This window comes from Candidatus Eisenbacteria bacterium (assembly GCA_035712145.1).
Lineage (GTDB): Bacteria > Eisenbacteria > RBG-16-71-46 > RBG-16-71-46 > RBG-16-71-46 > DASTBI01.
Map to the genome: position 1 here is coordinate 18,807 of DASTBI010000036.1, position 13,297 is coordinate 32,103.

General features: G+C 68.4%; 13 protein-coding genes. 1 reads left to right on the top strand and 12 read right to left on the bottom strand.

Annotation, left to right across the window (positions count from 1 at the left end; translation table 11 throughout):
* Positions 1-2: 2 nt before the first annotated feature.
* From nuoG to VFQ05_02185, 12 genes are all read right to left on the bottom strand, one after another.
* Positions 3-2,684, bottom strand: coding sequence for an NADH-quinone oxidoreductase subunit NuoG (gene nuoG / locus VFQ05_02130; GenBank protein HET9325550.1), 2,682 nt, complete (start codon positions 2,682-2,684; stop codon positions 3-5).
* Complete coding sequence (nuoF, locus tag VFQ05_02135; GenBank protein ID HET9325551.1) at positions 2,681-4,000, bottom strand: NADH-quinone oxidoreductase subunit NuoF; 1,320 nt, start codon at positions 3,998-4,000, stop codon at positions 2,681-2,683. Before nuoF ends, nuoG begins: the two co-directional genes overlap by 4 nt.
* Complete coding sequence (gene nuoE / locus VFQ05_02140) at positions 3,997-4,506, bottom strand: NADH-quinone oxidoreductase subunit NuoE (protein HET9325552.1); 510 nt, start codon at positions 4,504-4,506, stop codon at positions 3,997-3,999. The genes nuoF and nuoE overlap by 4 nt, the downstream gene beginning before the upstream one ends.
* Positions 4,503-5,672 carry an NADH dehydrogenase (quinone) subunit D gene (nuoD, locus tag VFQ05_02145; GenBank protein ID HET9325553.1) on the bottom strand — a complete coding sequence of 390 codons (1,170 nt, stop codon included), beginning with the start codon at positions 5,670-5,672 and terminating at the stop codon, positions 4,503-4,505. Before nuoD ends, nuoE begins: the two co-directional genes overlap by 4 nt.
* Positions 5,673-5,676: 4 nt before the next feature.
* Positions 5,677-6,258: an NADH-quinone oxidoreductase subunit C gene (locus VFQ05_02150; protein HET9325554.1), complete on the bottom strand. Its 582-nt coding sequence runs from the start codon at positions 6,256-6,258 to the stop codon at positions 5,677-5,679.
* Positions 6,258-6,908 (bottom strand): NADH-quinone oxidoreductase subunit B family protein, encoded by a 651-nt coding sequence (locus VFQ05_02155; GenBank protein HET9325555.1) that lies wholly within the window; start codon positions 6,906-6,908, stop codon positions 6,258-6,260. Before VFQ05_02155 ends, VFQ05_02150 begins: the two co-directional genes overlap by 1 nt.
* Before the next feature lie 37 nt (positions 6,909-6,945).
* A complete protein-coding gene (ndhC, locus tag VFQ05_02160; protein HET9325556.1) occupies positions 6,946-7,299 on the bottom strand; it encodes an NADH-quinone oxidoreductase subunit A in 354 nt (117 codons plus the stop codon).
* A gap of 3 nt (positions 7,300-7,302) precedes the next feature.
* Positions 7,303-8,283, bottom strand: a complete 981-nt coding sequence (locus tag VFQ05_02165) for an electron transfer flavoprotein subunit alpha/FixB family protein (GenBank protein HET9325557.1) — start codon at positions 8,281-8,283, stop codon at positions 7,303-7,305.
* Positions 8,283-9,035 (bottom strand): electron transfer flavoprotein subunit beta/FixA family protein, encoded by a 753-nt coding sequence (locus VFQ05_02170; GenBank protein ID HET9325558.1) that lies wholly within the window; start codon positions 9,033-9,035, stop codon positions 8,283-8,285. Before VFQ05_02170 ends, VFQ05_02165 begins: the two co-directional genes overlap by 1 nt.
* A gap of 235 nt (positions 9,036-9,270) precedes the next feature.
* The gene (gene lysA, locus VFQ05_02175) at positions 9,271-10,539 is read right to left on the bottom strand and encodes a diaminopimelate decarboxylase (protein ID HET9325559.1); all 1,269 of its coding nucleotides are present in this window, start codon (positions 10,537-10,539) and stop codon (positions 9,271-9,273) included.
* Entirely contained in the window at positions 10,536-11,153 is a 618-nt protein-coding gene (locus VFQ05_02180) for a molybdenum cofactor guanylyltransferase (protein HET9325560.1), read from the bottom strand. The genes lysA and VFQ05_02180 overlap by 4 nt, the downstream gene beginning before the upstream one ends.
* Positions 11,154-12,143 (bottom strand): D-2-hydroxyacid dehydrogenase, encoded by a 990-nt coding sequence (locus VFQ05_02185; protein ID HET9325561.1) that lies wholly within the window; start codon positions 12,141-12,143, stop codon positions 11,154-11,156.
* A gap of 153 nt (positions 12,144-12,296) precedes the next feature.
* Here VFQ05_02185 and VFQ05_02190 point away from each other — a divergent pair, with 153 nt between their 5' ends.
* Entirely contained in the window at positions 12,297-13,241 is a 945-nt protein-coding gene (locus tag VFQ05_02190) for a hypothetical protein (protein ID HET9325562.1), read from the top strand.
* The last annotated feature ends 56 nt before the right edge of the window (positions 13,242-13,297 follow it).

The window sequence follows — 13,297 nt, forward strand, 5'->3', positions numbered from 1 at the left end:
GCTCACGCGCTCACCATCGCGGCCTTGCGGGCCTTGACCCGGAGTCCTTCGCCCGCCGGCGTGCCCAGACGGTTGAGCTCGACTTCGGCGTAGGCGTAAGGAATGAAGACGCTTCCGCGCGGCACGTCGGCGTCGATGCGCGCGGCCACCCGGATGGTGCCGGCCTGCCCCTCGAGCTCGAGGGTCTCCCCGTCTTCGATCGAGAGTCTCTGCGCGTCGTCCGGATGGAGTCGCGCGCGCGCCTCCTTCGCCAGCTTCGGCAGCAGCTCGCCGTGGTGCGAGAGGCTCCCCTGCAGGAACAGCACGCCGCCCGAGAGCAGCCAGAGCGCGTCGCCATTCGTCTCGGGAGGCATCGGAGACGCGAACGGCGCCGGCGCTTCCTCGACCAGCGGACGCTCGCTCGCCCACGTGAGGCCGCCGCCGAGCAGGGCGCCCCAGCTCATGGCGCGATAGGCCGGAACCAGGCGCGCGATCTCGCGGAACACGTCCTCCGCCGTCCGGTAGGACCATTTGGCGCCCATCGCATGCGCCACGGCCTGGAAGATCTCCCAGTCGGTGCGGGCGCCGCGGCGCGGATTGAGCGCGCGGACGCTCCGTTGCAGCCGCCGCTCGCAGTTGACGACCACCCCTTCCTTCTCCGCGAAGGACACCGCGGGGAAGACGACGTGCGCTCGTTCGGCGGTCCCGGTGAGGAAGAGATCGCTCACGATCAGGAGCTCGAGCTTGCCGAGCGCGGCTTCGACCAGGGACCGATCAGGCGCGCTGCGCAGCCAGTGGTCGCTCACCACCCACAGCGCCTTGATGCGCCCCTCGGCGGCGGCCTTCAGGATCTCCGGCGCCGAGAGCCCGCGCGACGAGGGAAGCGTCGCGCCCCATGAGGGCTCGAAGACCTGCCGGGCGGCCGCATCGGAAGCCGGCGCGTAGCCCGGCAGCCGGTCGGGTGTGAGGCCCATGTCGAGCGCGCCCTGCGAGTCGTTGTTGGGCCCCGCATACATGACGCTCGATCGCGAGGCTTCGAGAGCGCCGGTGGCCCAGCCCAGAGCTTCGACCGCCTGCAGCAGCTGCGCCGCGGCCGGATGCTCCGTGAGGCCGCGTCCGAAGACGATGGCCTTGCGCTCGGCCTCGCGTAATCTCCGCGCGGCGGCTTCGATGGCGGCGAATGGGATGCCCGTGCGCTTCTGCACCTGCTCGGGGGTCCACGCCTCGAGCGAGCGGCGCAGGCCATCGAGCCCGCCCCGCATCTCCTCGCTCGGGTTCGGCGGATCGCCGAGCGCCAGCGCCGCGCGCGTGAGCCCGGCGAGCAGCGCGTGTTCGCTGCCGGGCCGGTACGCCAGCCAGTCACCGCCGAACTTCTCCCACGCCAGCTTCACCCGCCGCGGGTGCGCAATCGTCAGGTGCAATCCGCGATGGTGCTGGCCACGCACGAGCTGAGCCTGGATGAACGGCGACTCGCCCTGAAGGTCCTCTCCGAGGACCAGCACTTCCTGGGTCCTCGTCAGCTCACCGAGCGTGATGAGCGGACGTCCGCCGCCGGTGGCCTGGAGGATCGCGGCGCCATCGACTCGGGACGTGAAGCGCGTGCGCGCGTCCACATGCGGCGTGCCCACCACGCCGCGCGCCAGCTTCTGGAACAGGTACTGCTCCTCCACCAGAAGCTTCTCTCCGCCGAGGAACGCCACGGCCTCGGGTCCGTGCACGGCGGCGATCTCGCGCAGGCGCGTGGCGGCGAGCGTGACGGCTTCGTCGAACCGCGCCGGTGAAAGCGCCCCGCTCACGCGGACGAGCGGGGTGCTGAGCCGCTCATTCCGGTTCACGAACTCGTATCCGAAGCGGCCGCGCACGCACAGGTACTCCTGGTTCACGCCGCGGAACTCGGTGCCCCGGGCGCGCAGCACGGCGTCGCCGCGCACGCCGAGACGCACCGAGCAGCCGTTGCTGCAGTAGGGACAGATCGTGATGTGCTGCCGCAGGTCCCAGGGCCGCGCCTTGAACCGGTAAGGCAGCGCCGTCAGCGCGCCCACCGGGCAGACCTCGATGCAGTTCCCGCACTGCTCGCACTCGAGCGGCTGGCGGTTGAACGAGGAGATCTCCGTCCACACGCCGCGCTGGTGCGCGGTGAGCGCATCATCACCCATGATCTCGTCGCAGTAGCGCACGCACCGCATGCAGACGATGCAGCGGTTGGCTTCCTTCTTCACCACCGGACCGAGGTCCTCGGACTCGAAGGTTCGCTTCGCTTCGTCCATGCGCGAGAAGTCCTGGCCGAAGGCGAAGGCGAGATCCTGGAGCTGGCACTCGCCGCCTTCGTCGCACACCGGACAGTCCAGCGGATGGTTGACGAGCAGGAATTCCATCACGCCCTTGCGCGCCTTGACCGCCACCGGGGACTCGGTGCGCACGTGCATGCCGTCGCTGACGTAGGTGGTGCAGCCGGTCTGCACCTTCGGCATCCAGGCGATCTCGGGCTGGCCGTCGGGCCCGAACACCGGCTGCTTGTCGGCGCCGAGGCGCGGCGTGCCGATCTCGACCACGCAGATCCGGCAGGCGCCGAGTGGCGGCAGCTTGGCGTGCGAACAGAAGATCGGGACGTGGATCTCGGCCGCGCGGGCGGCGTCGGTGACGAGCGTCCCCGCCGGCACCTCGACCGTCCTGCCGTTGATCGTGACCTTGCAGGTCTTGCTCACGCGCTCACCGCCTGGAAGGTCTCGATCTCTTCACGGCGCCGGTTGACGAGACACCGCTTGTGGGTCACGTGATGCTCGAACTCCTCGCGGAAGTGCTTGATCGCGCCGAGCACCGGCATGGCGGCCGCGTCGCCGAGCGCGCAGAAGCTCTTGCCCATGATGTTGTCCGACACGTCCCACAGGAGGTCGATGTCCTTCTCCCGTCCATGGCCGGTCTCGAGCCGCTCGAAGATCTCGCTCATCCAGTAGGTGCCTTCGCGGCAGGGCGTGCACTTGCCGCACGACTCGTGCTCGTAGAAGCGTGTGATGTTGTACAGCGCATCCACGATGCAGGTGCGATCGTCGATCACGATCACGCCGCCCGAGCCCAGCAGCGTGCCCGCCGCCGCCATCGCTTCGAAGTCGAGCCCCGTGCTCAGCATCGAGGCGGGAAGCAGCGGCACCGACGAGCCCCCCGGGATCACCGCCTTCACCCGCACGCCTTCCTTCATGCCGCCGCAATATTCGTCGAGGAGCTGGGACAGCGGCATGCCGAGCGGCACTTCGTAGTTCCCGGGCCGCTTCACCGGCCCCGACACCGAGAAGATCTTCGTGCCCGGGCTCTTCTCCGTGCCCCACTGGCGGAACCACTGCGCGCCGTGTCTCAGGATGGGCGGCACGTTCATCAGCGTCTCGACGTTGTTCACGATCGTCGGACAGGCGTAGAGACCCTCGACCGCGGGGAACGGCGGCTTGAGCCGCGGCTGGCCACGGAACCCCTCGAGCGAGCTGAGCAGCGCCGTCTCCTCGCCACAGATGTAGGCTCCGGCGCCGAGATGGGTATGGAGCTGGAAACCGAAGTCGCTGCCGGCGACCTTGTCACCGATCATCCCGCCGGCGCGAGCTTCGCCGATCGCCTTGTCGAGGATGCGCTGGATGGTCTCGAACTCGCCGCGCAGGTAGATGTAGCCCGTCTTCGCCTTGATCGCGTAGGCGGAGAGGATCATGCCCTCGATGAGGAGATGAGGGTTCTTCTCCATCAGCTCGCGATCCTTGAAGGTTCCGGGCTCGCTCTCGTCGGCGTTGCAAACCAGGTAGCGCGGCTTCGGGCTGTCCTTGGGCACGAAGCTCCACTTGAGTCCGGTCGGGAATCCGGCGCCGCCGCGCCCGCGCAGTCCCGACGCCTTCACCACCTCGGTGCATTCCTCGGGCGACTTCCGGCCGCCGATCCAGGACTGCACCATCTCGTAGCCGCCGCCCTTGCGGTAGGTGTCGATCGAGCGGAGCCCCTCCGTCTCGATGTCCGAGAAGAGCAGAGGACCGCGCGGCGCGCTCACTTGAGCTTCTCCAGCAAGGCGTCCACCTTGGCCTCGTCGAGGTTCTCGTGATAGTCGAAGTTCACCTGCATGCACGGCGCCCCGCCGCACGCGGCCAGGCACTCGACGCGCCGCAGCGTGAAGCGGCCGTCCTCGGTGGTCTCACCGTGACCGATCCCGAGCTTGCGCTCGAGGTGACGGAAGAGCCGGTCGGCGCCCATCAGCGAGCACGAGAGCGTGAGGCAGACCTGAAGGTGGTGCCGGCCCACCGGCTTCAGGTTGAACATCGTGTAGAACGTGGCGATGCCGAACACCTCGGGCTCGGGCAGGCCGACGGTGGCCGCCACGAGTCTCAACGCGGAGGGCGAGACCCAGCCCCAGTGGCGCTGCGCCACCCAGAGCACGGGAAGCACCGCGGAACGCGCGTTGGGATAGCGGCCGAGCGCCTCCTGCACCGCGGCTTTGCACGAGTCCGGCCACTCGATCCGCGGCGGCGACTCGACCGGCATGACCGGCGCGTGGCTCAACGGTCGATCTCTCCCAGCACGATGTCGAGACTCCCGATCGCGGTGATCACGTCGGCCACCAGGCGTCCCTCGACCATCGTCGGAAGGCTCTGCAGATTGACGAAGGAGGGCGAGCGCACCTTCATGCGCCACGGCCGCGGCGTCCCGTCGGACACGAAGTAGAAGCCAAGCTCTCCCTTCGGCGCCTCGATCGCCGCGTACGCCTCTCCCACCGGCGGGAAGAATCCGTGCGCCACGATCTTGAAGTGATGGATCAGAGCCTCCATCGACGTCTTCACTTCTTCCTTCGGCGGCAGCACGTACTTGTAATCGCGCAGGCGGTACTCGCCCTGCTCTCCCATTTCCCGGATCTTCTGGATGGCCTGCTTGGCGATGCGCGTGGCCTGCCGGATCTCGCTCACGCGGACGAGATAGCGGTCGTAGGCGTCCCCGCCACCGACGCCGACCGGCACGTCGAACTCGTACTGGTCGTAACCCGAATAGGGCTGATCCTTGCGCAGATCCCACGAGACGCCCGAGCCGCGCAGCGTGGGCCCCGTGGCCCCGAGCGCCACGGCCTGCGCGGCCGTGAGCGGCGCGACGCCCTGCGTGCGCGCCAGCCAGATGGGATTCTTGCTGAGCAGGGTCTCGTACTCGTCGGTGTGCGCCGGCATCTCGTCGACGAACTTCTCGCACTTGTCGAGCAGACCGACCGGGATGTCCGACGCAAGTCCGCCGACGCGGAAGTAGGATGCGGTCATGCGGGCCCCGCACACCATGTCGTAGATCGACAGCACCTTCTCGCGCTCGCGGAAGCAGTAGAAGAAGACCGTCATCGCACCGATGTCCAGCGCGTGCGTGCCGAGCCAGACGCAGTGGGCGCTGATCCGGGTGAGCTCGGTGAGCATGACTCGGATCGCCTGCACGCGCGGAGGAGGCTCGATCCCGAGCAGCTTTTCCGCAGCCAGACACAAGGCGAGGTTGTTGGAGAGCGGCGCCAGGTAGTCCATCCGGTCGGTCTGCGGGATGGACTGCGTGTAGGTCTTGTACTCCGCCTGCTTCTCCATCCCGGTGTGGAGATAGCCGATGATCGGCTTGGCCTTCAGCACCGTCTCCCCATCGAGCTCGAGCACCACTCGGAGCACCCCGTGCGTCGACGGATGCTGCGGACCCATGTTCAGGGTCATGGTCTCAGTGCGCACGGTATTTCACCTTCTTCGGCGCGAGCTTCTTGAGATCGGGGTCCGGCTTCTCGCGGTCGGGCGTGTTGTGGGTGAAGGCGACCTCCTGGTAGCCGAGCGGCGAATCCTTGCGCAGCGGCCAGCCCACCCACTCCTCGGGAAGCAGGATGCGGACGAGATCCGGATGTCCGGTGAACACGATGCCGTAGAAATCGTAGGTCTCGCGCTCGAGCCAGTTGGCCGTCGGCCACACACCGGTCACCGTCGGGACCTTGGGGTCGTCCTCGCGCACCTGCACCTTGAGGACGAACCGGCTGTTGTTCGGAATCGAGAGCAGGTGATAGACCACCTCGAAGCGAGGATCCTGCGGCAGGTAGTCCACGCCGCTGATCGAAACCAGCATCGTGAAGGCGAGCTCGGGATCGTCCCGAAGATGGGTGCACACTTCGACCAGGCGCTCCGCAGGCAGGTAGAGCGTGTGGTCGCGCACCGCCTCGCCCTCGTGGCGGCGGAAGGGGACGTCCGGAAAACGCTCGCGCAGCTTCTGCTCGACCACCCCCGAGGACAGACCCTGGGGACGCGCGTCCGCCATCAAGCCGCTCCCTTTCGGCTCTTCTTCTTGGGCTGCGCCGCCTTCGGATGGAAGGTCATCGTGCCGACCTCGACCGGCGACGCCAGGATCTTCTCCTGGAGCTTCATGATGCCGTGGATGAGGCCTTCGGGACGCGGCGGACAACCCGGCACATAGATGTCGACCGGCACGATCTTGTCCACGCCCTGCACGATCGCGTAGTTGTTGAACATGCCGCCGCACGACGCGCACGCTCCCATCGAGATCACCCACTTGGGATCGGGCATCTGGTCGTAGAGCTGGCGCACCACCGGCGCCATCTTCACGCTGACGCGACCGGCGACGATCATGAGGTCGGCCTGGCGCGGCGAAGCCCGGAACACCTCGGCGCCGAAGCGCGAGATGTCGAAGCGTGGACCGACGATCGCCATCATCTCGATCGCGCAGCAGGCGAGGCCGAATCCCAACGGCCAGATGGCGTTGGCGCGGGCCTGATTGACCGCCCAGTTCACCATGCCGCCCACGGTGGTGAACAACACGCCCCGCTCGACTTCTTCGCGGATCGATTGCTGCAGCTCGGCCGGTGTGCCGGTGACCGGAGCCACGGCCGACTCGGACGCCGGCTGCGGCGTCAGGACCCGGAACGGATTCTCGTTTTTGGGTTCGCCCATGCTCACGCTCCTGCCGCGCGCCCTCGGCGCGGCATCACTATTCCCAGTCCAGAGCTTTCTTCTTGAGGACGTATAGGTAGCCCACCAGCAGGACCACGATGAACAACACCATCTCGATCAGCCCGTAGAGTCCCAGCTGCCGGAAGGCGACGGCCCACGGATAGAGAAACACGGCCTCGATGTCGAACAGAATGAAGAGCACCGCAACGAGATAGAACTTGATGGAGAACCGGTCCCGCGCCGATCCCACCGGGTCGACGCCGCACTCGTAGGGCGACATCTTCACCCGGTTGCTGCGCCGCGGCACGATCAGGCTCGAAACCAGGATGGTCCCGCCCGCGAACGCGATCGCCACCAGCAGAAAGAGCAGGATGGGCAGGTACTCTTTCAACGGTCACCCCTGAGCATTGAGCTTCTGGATGGCTTCGGTGAGCGCCGGCACGATCTCGAACGCGTCACCGACGATGCCGTAATCCGCGACCTTGAAGATGGGAGCGTCCTTGTCCTTGTTGATGGCCACGATGCAACGCGAGGAGGACATGCCGGCCAGGTGCTGGATCGCGCCGGAGATCGCCACCGCCACGTAGAGCTTGGGTGAGACCGTCTTTCCGGTCTGACCCACCTGATCGGCGTGCGGACGCCACCCCGCGTCGACGACGGCGCGCGACGCGCCGACCGTCCCGCCGAGGGCCGTGGCCAGCCCTTCGACCAGATGGAAGTTCTCGGGGCCCTTCAGGCCGCGTCCGCCTGAGACGATGATCTCGGCCTCGGTCAGATCCGCCTTGCCGGCAGATGTCGCCTTCACGTCCACGATCCGGGCGCGCGTCTTTTCCGAATCGTAGGACACCGTGAGCGGCGTGACCTTGGCGGCGCCGCCGTTGCCGGCATGCGGCGCGAACACCTTGGGCCGCAGCGAGACCATCGCCGGAGCGCGCGTGAAGCCCACCTTTTGCGTGGCCTTCCCAGCGTAGATCGGCCGCGTTGCGACCAGTTTTCCGCTCTCGACGGCGAGCACCGTGCAATCGGTGGCGAGACCAACGTCGAGCTTCGCGGCGACACGGGGCGCCAGATCGCGCCCCATCGCCGAGCCCGCGAACAGCACCGCGACGGGCTTGGTCTGCTCCACCGCGGCCGCGACGGCCTGCGTGTACCCGGCGGGCTCGTAGCGGCCGAAGCGCTCGTGGGTCGCCAGCAGCACTTCGGACGCGCCGGCCTCTCCGAGTCCCGCCAGCCCGGGATCCGACGTCGCGGCACAGACGCCGACCACCGGTCCAGGCAGCCCCGCGGCGACGAGGCGCGCCGCCTCGCCCAGCGCTTCGCGCGACACCGCGCGGATCTGGCCGTCGCGCTGCTCGATGAACACCATCACCGCCATCAGATCACCTTCGCTTCTTCGCGCAGCAGCCGCACCAGCTCCGGCACCGCCCCCGGGCCTTCACCGACGATCCGCCCCGCGGCGCGCCCTGCGGGGAGAGCCATCGAAAGGATCTCGAGCCCCGGCTCCGCAAGGCTCGCGGGCTTTTCCTCGATCGGCTTCTTCTTCGCGGCCATGATGCCTTTGAGCGAGGCGTAACGAGGTTCGTTCAGGCCCTTGTCCGCAGCCAGCACGGCCGGCAGCTCGACCTCGATCACTTCGCGGCCGCCTTCGATCTCTCGCTCGACGACGGCCTTGTTCCCGCTCATCTCCATCTTGGCCACCACCGTCACGCACGGCCACGACAGGATCTCGCCCACCATCGGCCCCACCTGCGCCTGGTCGTCGTCGACCGCCTGCTTACCGAGCCAGACGATCTGAGGCGAGAGCGCCTGGATCTCGCTCGCCAGCGCCTTGGCCACGATCAGCGGGTCCGGCGCCACCCGATCGGTCTTGAGGTGGATCGCGCGGTCCGCTCCCATCGCCAGCGCGTTACGGATCGTGGTCTGCGCCTGGGCGCCTCCCAGCGAGATCACGACCACTTCTCCGGCGCCTGCGGACTCCTTGATCCTCAATGCCTGCTCGAGCGCGAACTCGTCGTAGGGATTGAGGATCCAGGTCACTCCGGCGGGATCGAGCACCTTGCCGTCGGCCGCGACTTTGACACGCGTCTCCGTGTCGGCGACCTGCTTGATACACACCACCTGCAGCACGCGAAGGACCTCACGCCGGGGGACGGTTGCCTTCCGGAAAGAGCCGGCGCTGGCTTGAGAGAACTTTCACAAACGAGCCCGCAACTTCAACATTTTCAGATGCAATGCGGGCGCAGGAGTGTCAGAACGCCGCAGTCTCGCCCCTGGTCCGGGTGATGTCAAGCCTGCCGCCCGTAAGACGTGGCTCGCAACCAGCATGGTGCTTCAGAGAGGCATGGCCACCATCGAACCGCGATCAGCCTCGCGCTGGAAGCGGCAGCGGAGCGGGCGAGAACGACGGCTCCGTCACCGGATGGCCCGGCCGCGCGAGAATCAGCCCTCCGTCGCTCACCACGAGCTCCGGCAGGCGAGGCCGCCCGTTGTAATGAGACGCCATGCTCGCGCCGTACGCTCCGACGTCGAGGATCGCGAGCAGATCGCCGGGCTCGAGCGGAGGCAGCGCCGCGGACGGATCGAACACGTCCGCGCTCTCGCACACCGGGCCGACCACCGCGGCGGGAGTCCGCGGCCCCGGCCGCGCGTCCACCGCGACGATCCGGTGCCGCGCCCCGTACAGCGCGGGCCTCAGGAAGTCGTTCATCCCGGCGGCGAGCACGATGAAGCGTCTGCCGTCGCGCTCCTTGACCCAGAGCACCTCGGCGACCAGCACGCCAGCCGTGGCGACCAGCCATCTTCCAGGCTCGAAGGCCAGATCCAGGTTCGCGCCGCGCAACCGCTCGGTCACGGTCCCGCCGAATTGCTCGAGCGGAAACTCACGCGCGCCTTCGTAGTCGATGCCGAACCCCCCGCCGAGGTTGATGAGCGACAGCCGCGCACCGCGGCGCGCCGCCTCGTCGCGTAGCGCCAGCGCCGCCTCGAGCGCCCGCTCGAGCGGTGCGGGCTCGAGCAGCTGGGAGCCGACGTGGAGATGCAGTCCGTCCACCGTCAGATGAGGCCAGCGCGCGCCGGCCTTCTCCCACGCGGCGAGCGCCTCGCTCGGCGCAATGCCGAACTTGGCTTCGTCGTCTCCGGTGGCCACGTAGCGGTGCCCAGGAGTCTCGATTCCCGGATTGACCCTCAGCGCCACTCGCACCACGCGTTCTCGCGCCGCGGCGACTCGCTCGAGCACGTCGAGCTCGGCGACATGATCGGCGTTGAGCGCCCACACTCCGTGACGCGCCGCCCAATCCAGCTCCTCCGGCGTCTTGCCGTTCCCGTTCAGAACCCGATGCTCCGCGTCGAATCCGGCGGCTTTCGCGATCTCCAGCTCGCCGAGCGACGCGGCGTCCGCCGCGAGCCCCATGCGCGCCAGCGGCTCGAGCAGCGACGGCAGCGCATTCGCCTTGAGCGCATAGGCGATGCGCGGGGCCAACCCGGCGACCGCCTTCTGGAAGCGCGCCGCGCGCTCGATCACCACGCCGAGGTCGTAGAGATAGAAGGCGCGCGCATCGGGTTGCACGCTCCGCAGCGCCGCCAGCGCGCTCGAGAGCGATACTCCTCCTACAAACGCCGGCGAAGAGCTCATGGCTGCAGCGTGCTGGCGGCGATGCGCCGCGCGGCCTCGGTCAGATCTTCGGGCGTGTTGAGATTGAAGAACGCTTCGGCGCCGCCTTCGAGGGCGGCGATCTCTTCATCGCTCAGGACGGTCGGCGCGAGCCGCTCGACCGCCTTCACGATCGAGCGCTCTCCGCTCTCGAACGCCGCGACGAGCCTGGACGTGAACTCGCGCCGATACGCCGCCGCCAGCGGCTGGAGCCGGCCTCCCGGCGCCGGGACGACCGCCTCCACGTCCGGCGCCACGCCGAGCCGCGCCACGATCGCCTCGAGCGTGGCCGCTCTCATGAGCGGAAAGTCGATGCCCAGCACCACCGCCACGTCGAAGGCCCGGTCTTCGAGTGCGGCGACGATCCCCGCCAAGGGGCCTTTGCCTTCGGCGCGATCGAAGACGCGGCGCGCGCGGGGAGAATCCGGCAGGCGCAGATTCATGCGCTCGGGTGCGGCGACCACGATCTCGCCGGCCACGGCGCTGATCGCGTCGAGCGCGCGCTGGAGCAGGGTCACCCCGGCGATCGCCACGCGCGCCTTGGAAGCTCCGAGACGCCGGCCGCTTCCTCCCGCGACCAGGATGCCGCGCACCATTCAGTAGCCCGCCTTCTTGTCCACGAGGTTCTCGAGCGGACGGCCTTCCTGGAATGCCTCGAGGTTGCGCGCGAAGAGATCCATCGCTCGCTCCCACAGCCGGGGGCCGAGACCCGAGATGTGCGGGGTCACGATCACCTGCGGGAGATCCCAGAATGGGCTGTTCGCCGGAAGCGGCTCCTGATCGAAGACATCGAGCGCCGCCCCGGCCAGGGTTCCGCGACGCAGCGCCTCGAGGAGCGCCGGCTCGTCGACCAGAGGACCGCGCCCGAGATTGACGAGCACCGCGCCCTCCGGCATTCGGGCGAGCTCGCGCGCGCCGATCATGCCGCGCGTCTGCGCGGTCAGCGGCGGCGCGAGCACGAGCCACTCGGCGCGCTCGAGCAGCTCCGGCAGTCGCTCGACCGGCCATTGCTCTCGGGCCGGCGACGGATCGGCGGCGGGATGACGGCGCACGGCGATCACGTGCATCCCGAGCACGGCCGCGCGCTGGGCCACCGCGCGTCCGATCGTGCCGAATCCCACCATCCCCAGCGTCGCGCCATTCAGCGACCGGAACGGAGCGCCCGATCCCAGCTCGGTCTGCACCCATTGCCGCGACCGCTGGGCGTCGCGCGCGAGATGCAGCTTGCGAGCGAACATCAGGATCACGGCGATCGTGTGATCCGCCATCGCTTCCGACCAGAGACCGCGTCCATTGGTCACCCTCACCGGGCTCTCGACCAGCTCGGGGAAGAGAAGGCCGGCGACGCTCGCGGCCGTCACCTGGATCCATTGGAGGCGGCGCGTGAGGTGGAAGTTGCCGGGCTTCACGGCCCAGCCGAGCACGATGTCCGCGTCGGGCAGAAGCCGGTCGGCCTCGGCCTGATCGCGAGGCGAATCGATCGTGACTTCGGGGAAACGCCCGCGCAGATGGTCCACCAGAGGCCGTGGCAGGTTCCAGACCGGATCGGCGTGGCGAATGAACTCCAAGACTCGGAGCGATGCCATGGGCCGAGCATGGTGCCACAGGCCCCGGGTGGCGGCGAGAGCGCGTGCCCGCGGCCGGATCGCACGCGCCGAACCTCCTTGATCGACTAGGGCCTCGCGGATACTCTCTCGCGCTCGCTGCCCGGGATACCCATGGAGGTTGCACTGCCGCACATGAGCGCGCGCACGCGTTGGTCCGTCCTCTCGACCTTGTTGCTCTCGTTGACCGTGGGTGCTCGAGCCCACGCCGGTCCCTGGAGTCTCGCCCCCGGCGAGTTCTATACCGAGCTCCGCGGAGGATGGTTCTCGGCCGACACCTACCACCCTCCGGATGGCGGTCGTCTGTTCCTCGCCGGCGGCGGACTCTGGGAGCAGCGCTCGCTGACCTCTCACACGGAATTCGGCTGGAAGCCGCGGCTCAATTTCGTCTTCGGCATCCCGATCCTGAGCGTGAGCCGGACGCTGGACCCCGACCGGCGCGACCTCTTCACCCAGACGGGTCTGGGCGACGCGCAGATTGGACTCCGCTACAAGATATTCAGCGGCTCCGCAGCCGCCGCCTTTCAGGTGGACTGGAAGGCTCCGCTCAGCTACGAGCGCAGCGGGTTCCTGAGCCACGCCGATTCGGTGGCGGCCGGAGACGCCAGCGGCGACGGGGACTCACTGGACGCCAACGTCGCCCGGCAGCTCGGCTCGCCCGTGCTCGGGGACGGCCAGCAGGACATCACGTTCTCGCTGCTCTACGGGGGCCCCCTGACGAAGAGCGGGTTCTTCCAGGTGTCCGGCGGCTACAAGTACCGATTCGAGAAGCCGAAGGACCAGATCGTGCTCGCGGCCGACGTGGGCTATTGGGTGACCGGCTCGATCCTTCTGGCGGGACGGTACCAGGGCGAGATGGCGGGGAACGGAGATCGCCCGACCGACGAGCCGGACGTGCAACGGGTCGGCCCGTGGCTGGTGTATCGTATCGACGACCACATGGACCTCTTCGCCGGCTCGCTGAGCACGTTCTCGGCGACCAACTCGCTCCACTACGACGAGATCCAGGTGGGGTTCGCGTTCCGGCAGACGAAGCTCAACCGGCTCCAGGGCTATTTCGGAGGGACCGCCGCGCCCTAAGGGCCCTCGACTCGACCGCTTCGCCTCGATGCGAACGGGGAGAGCCTCATCCGAGT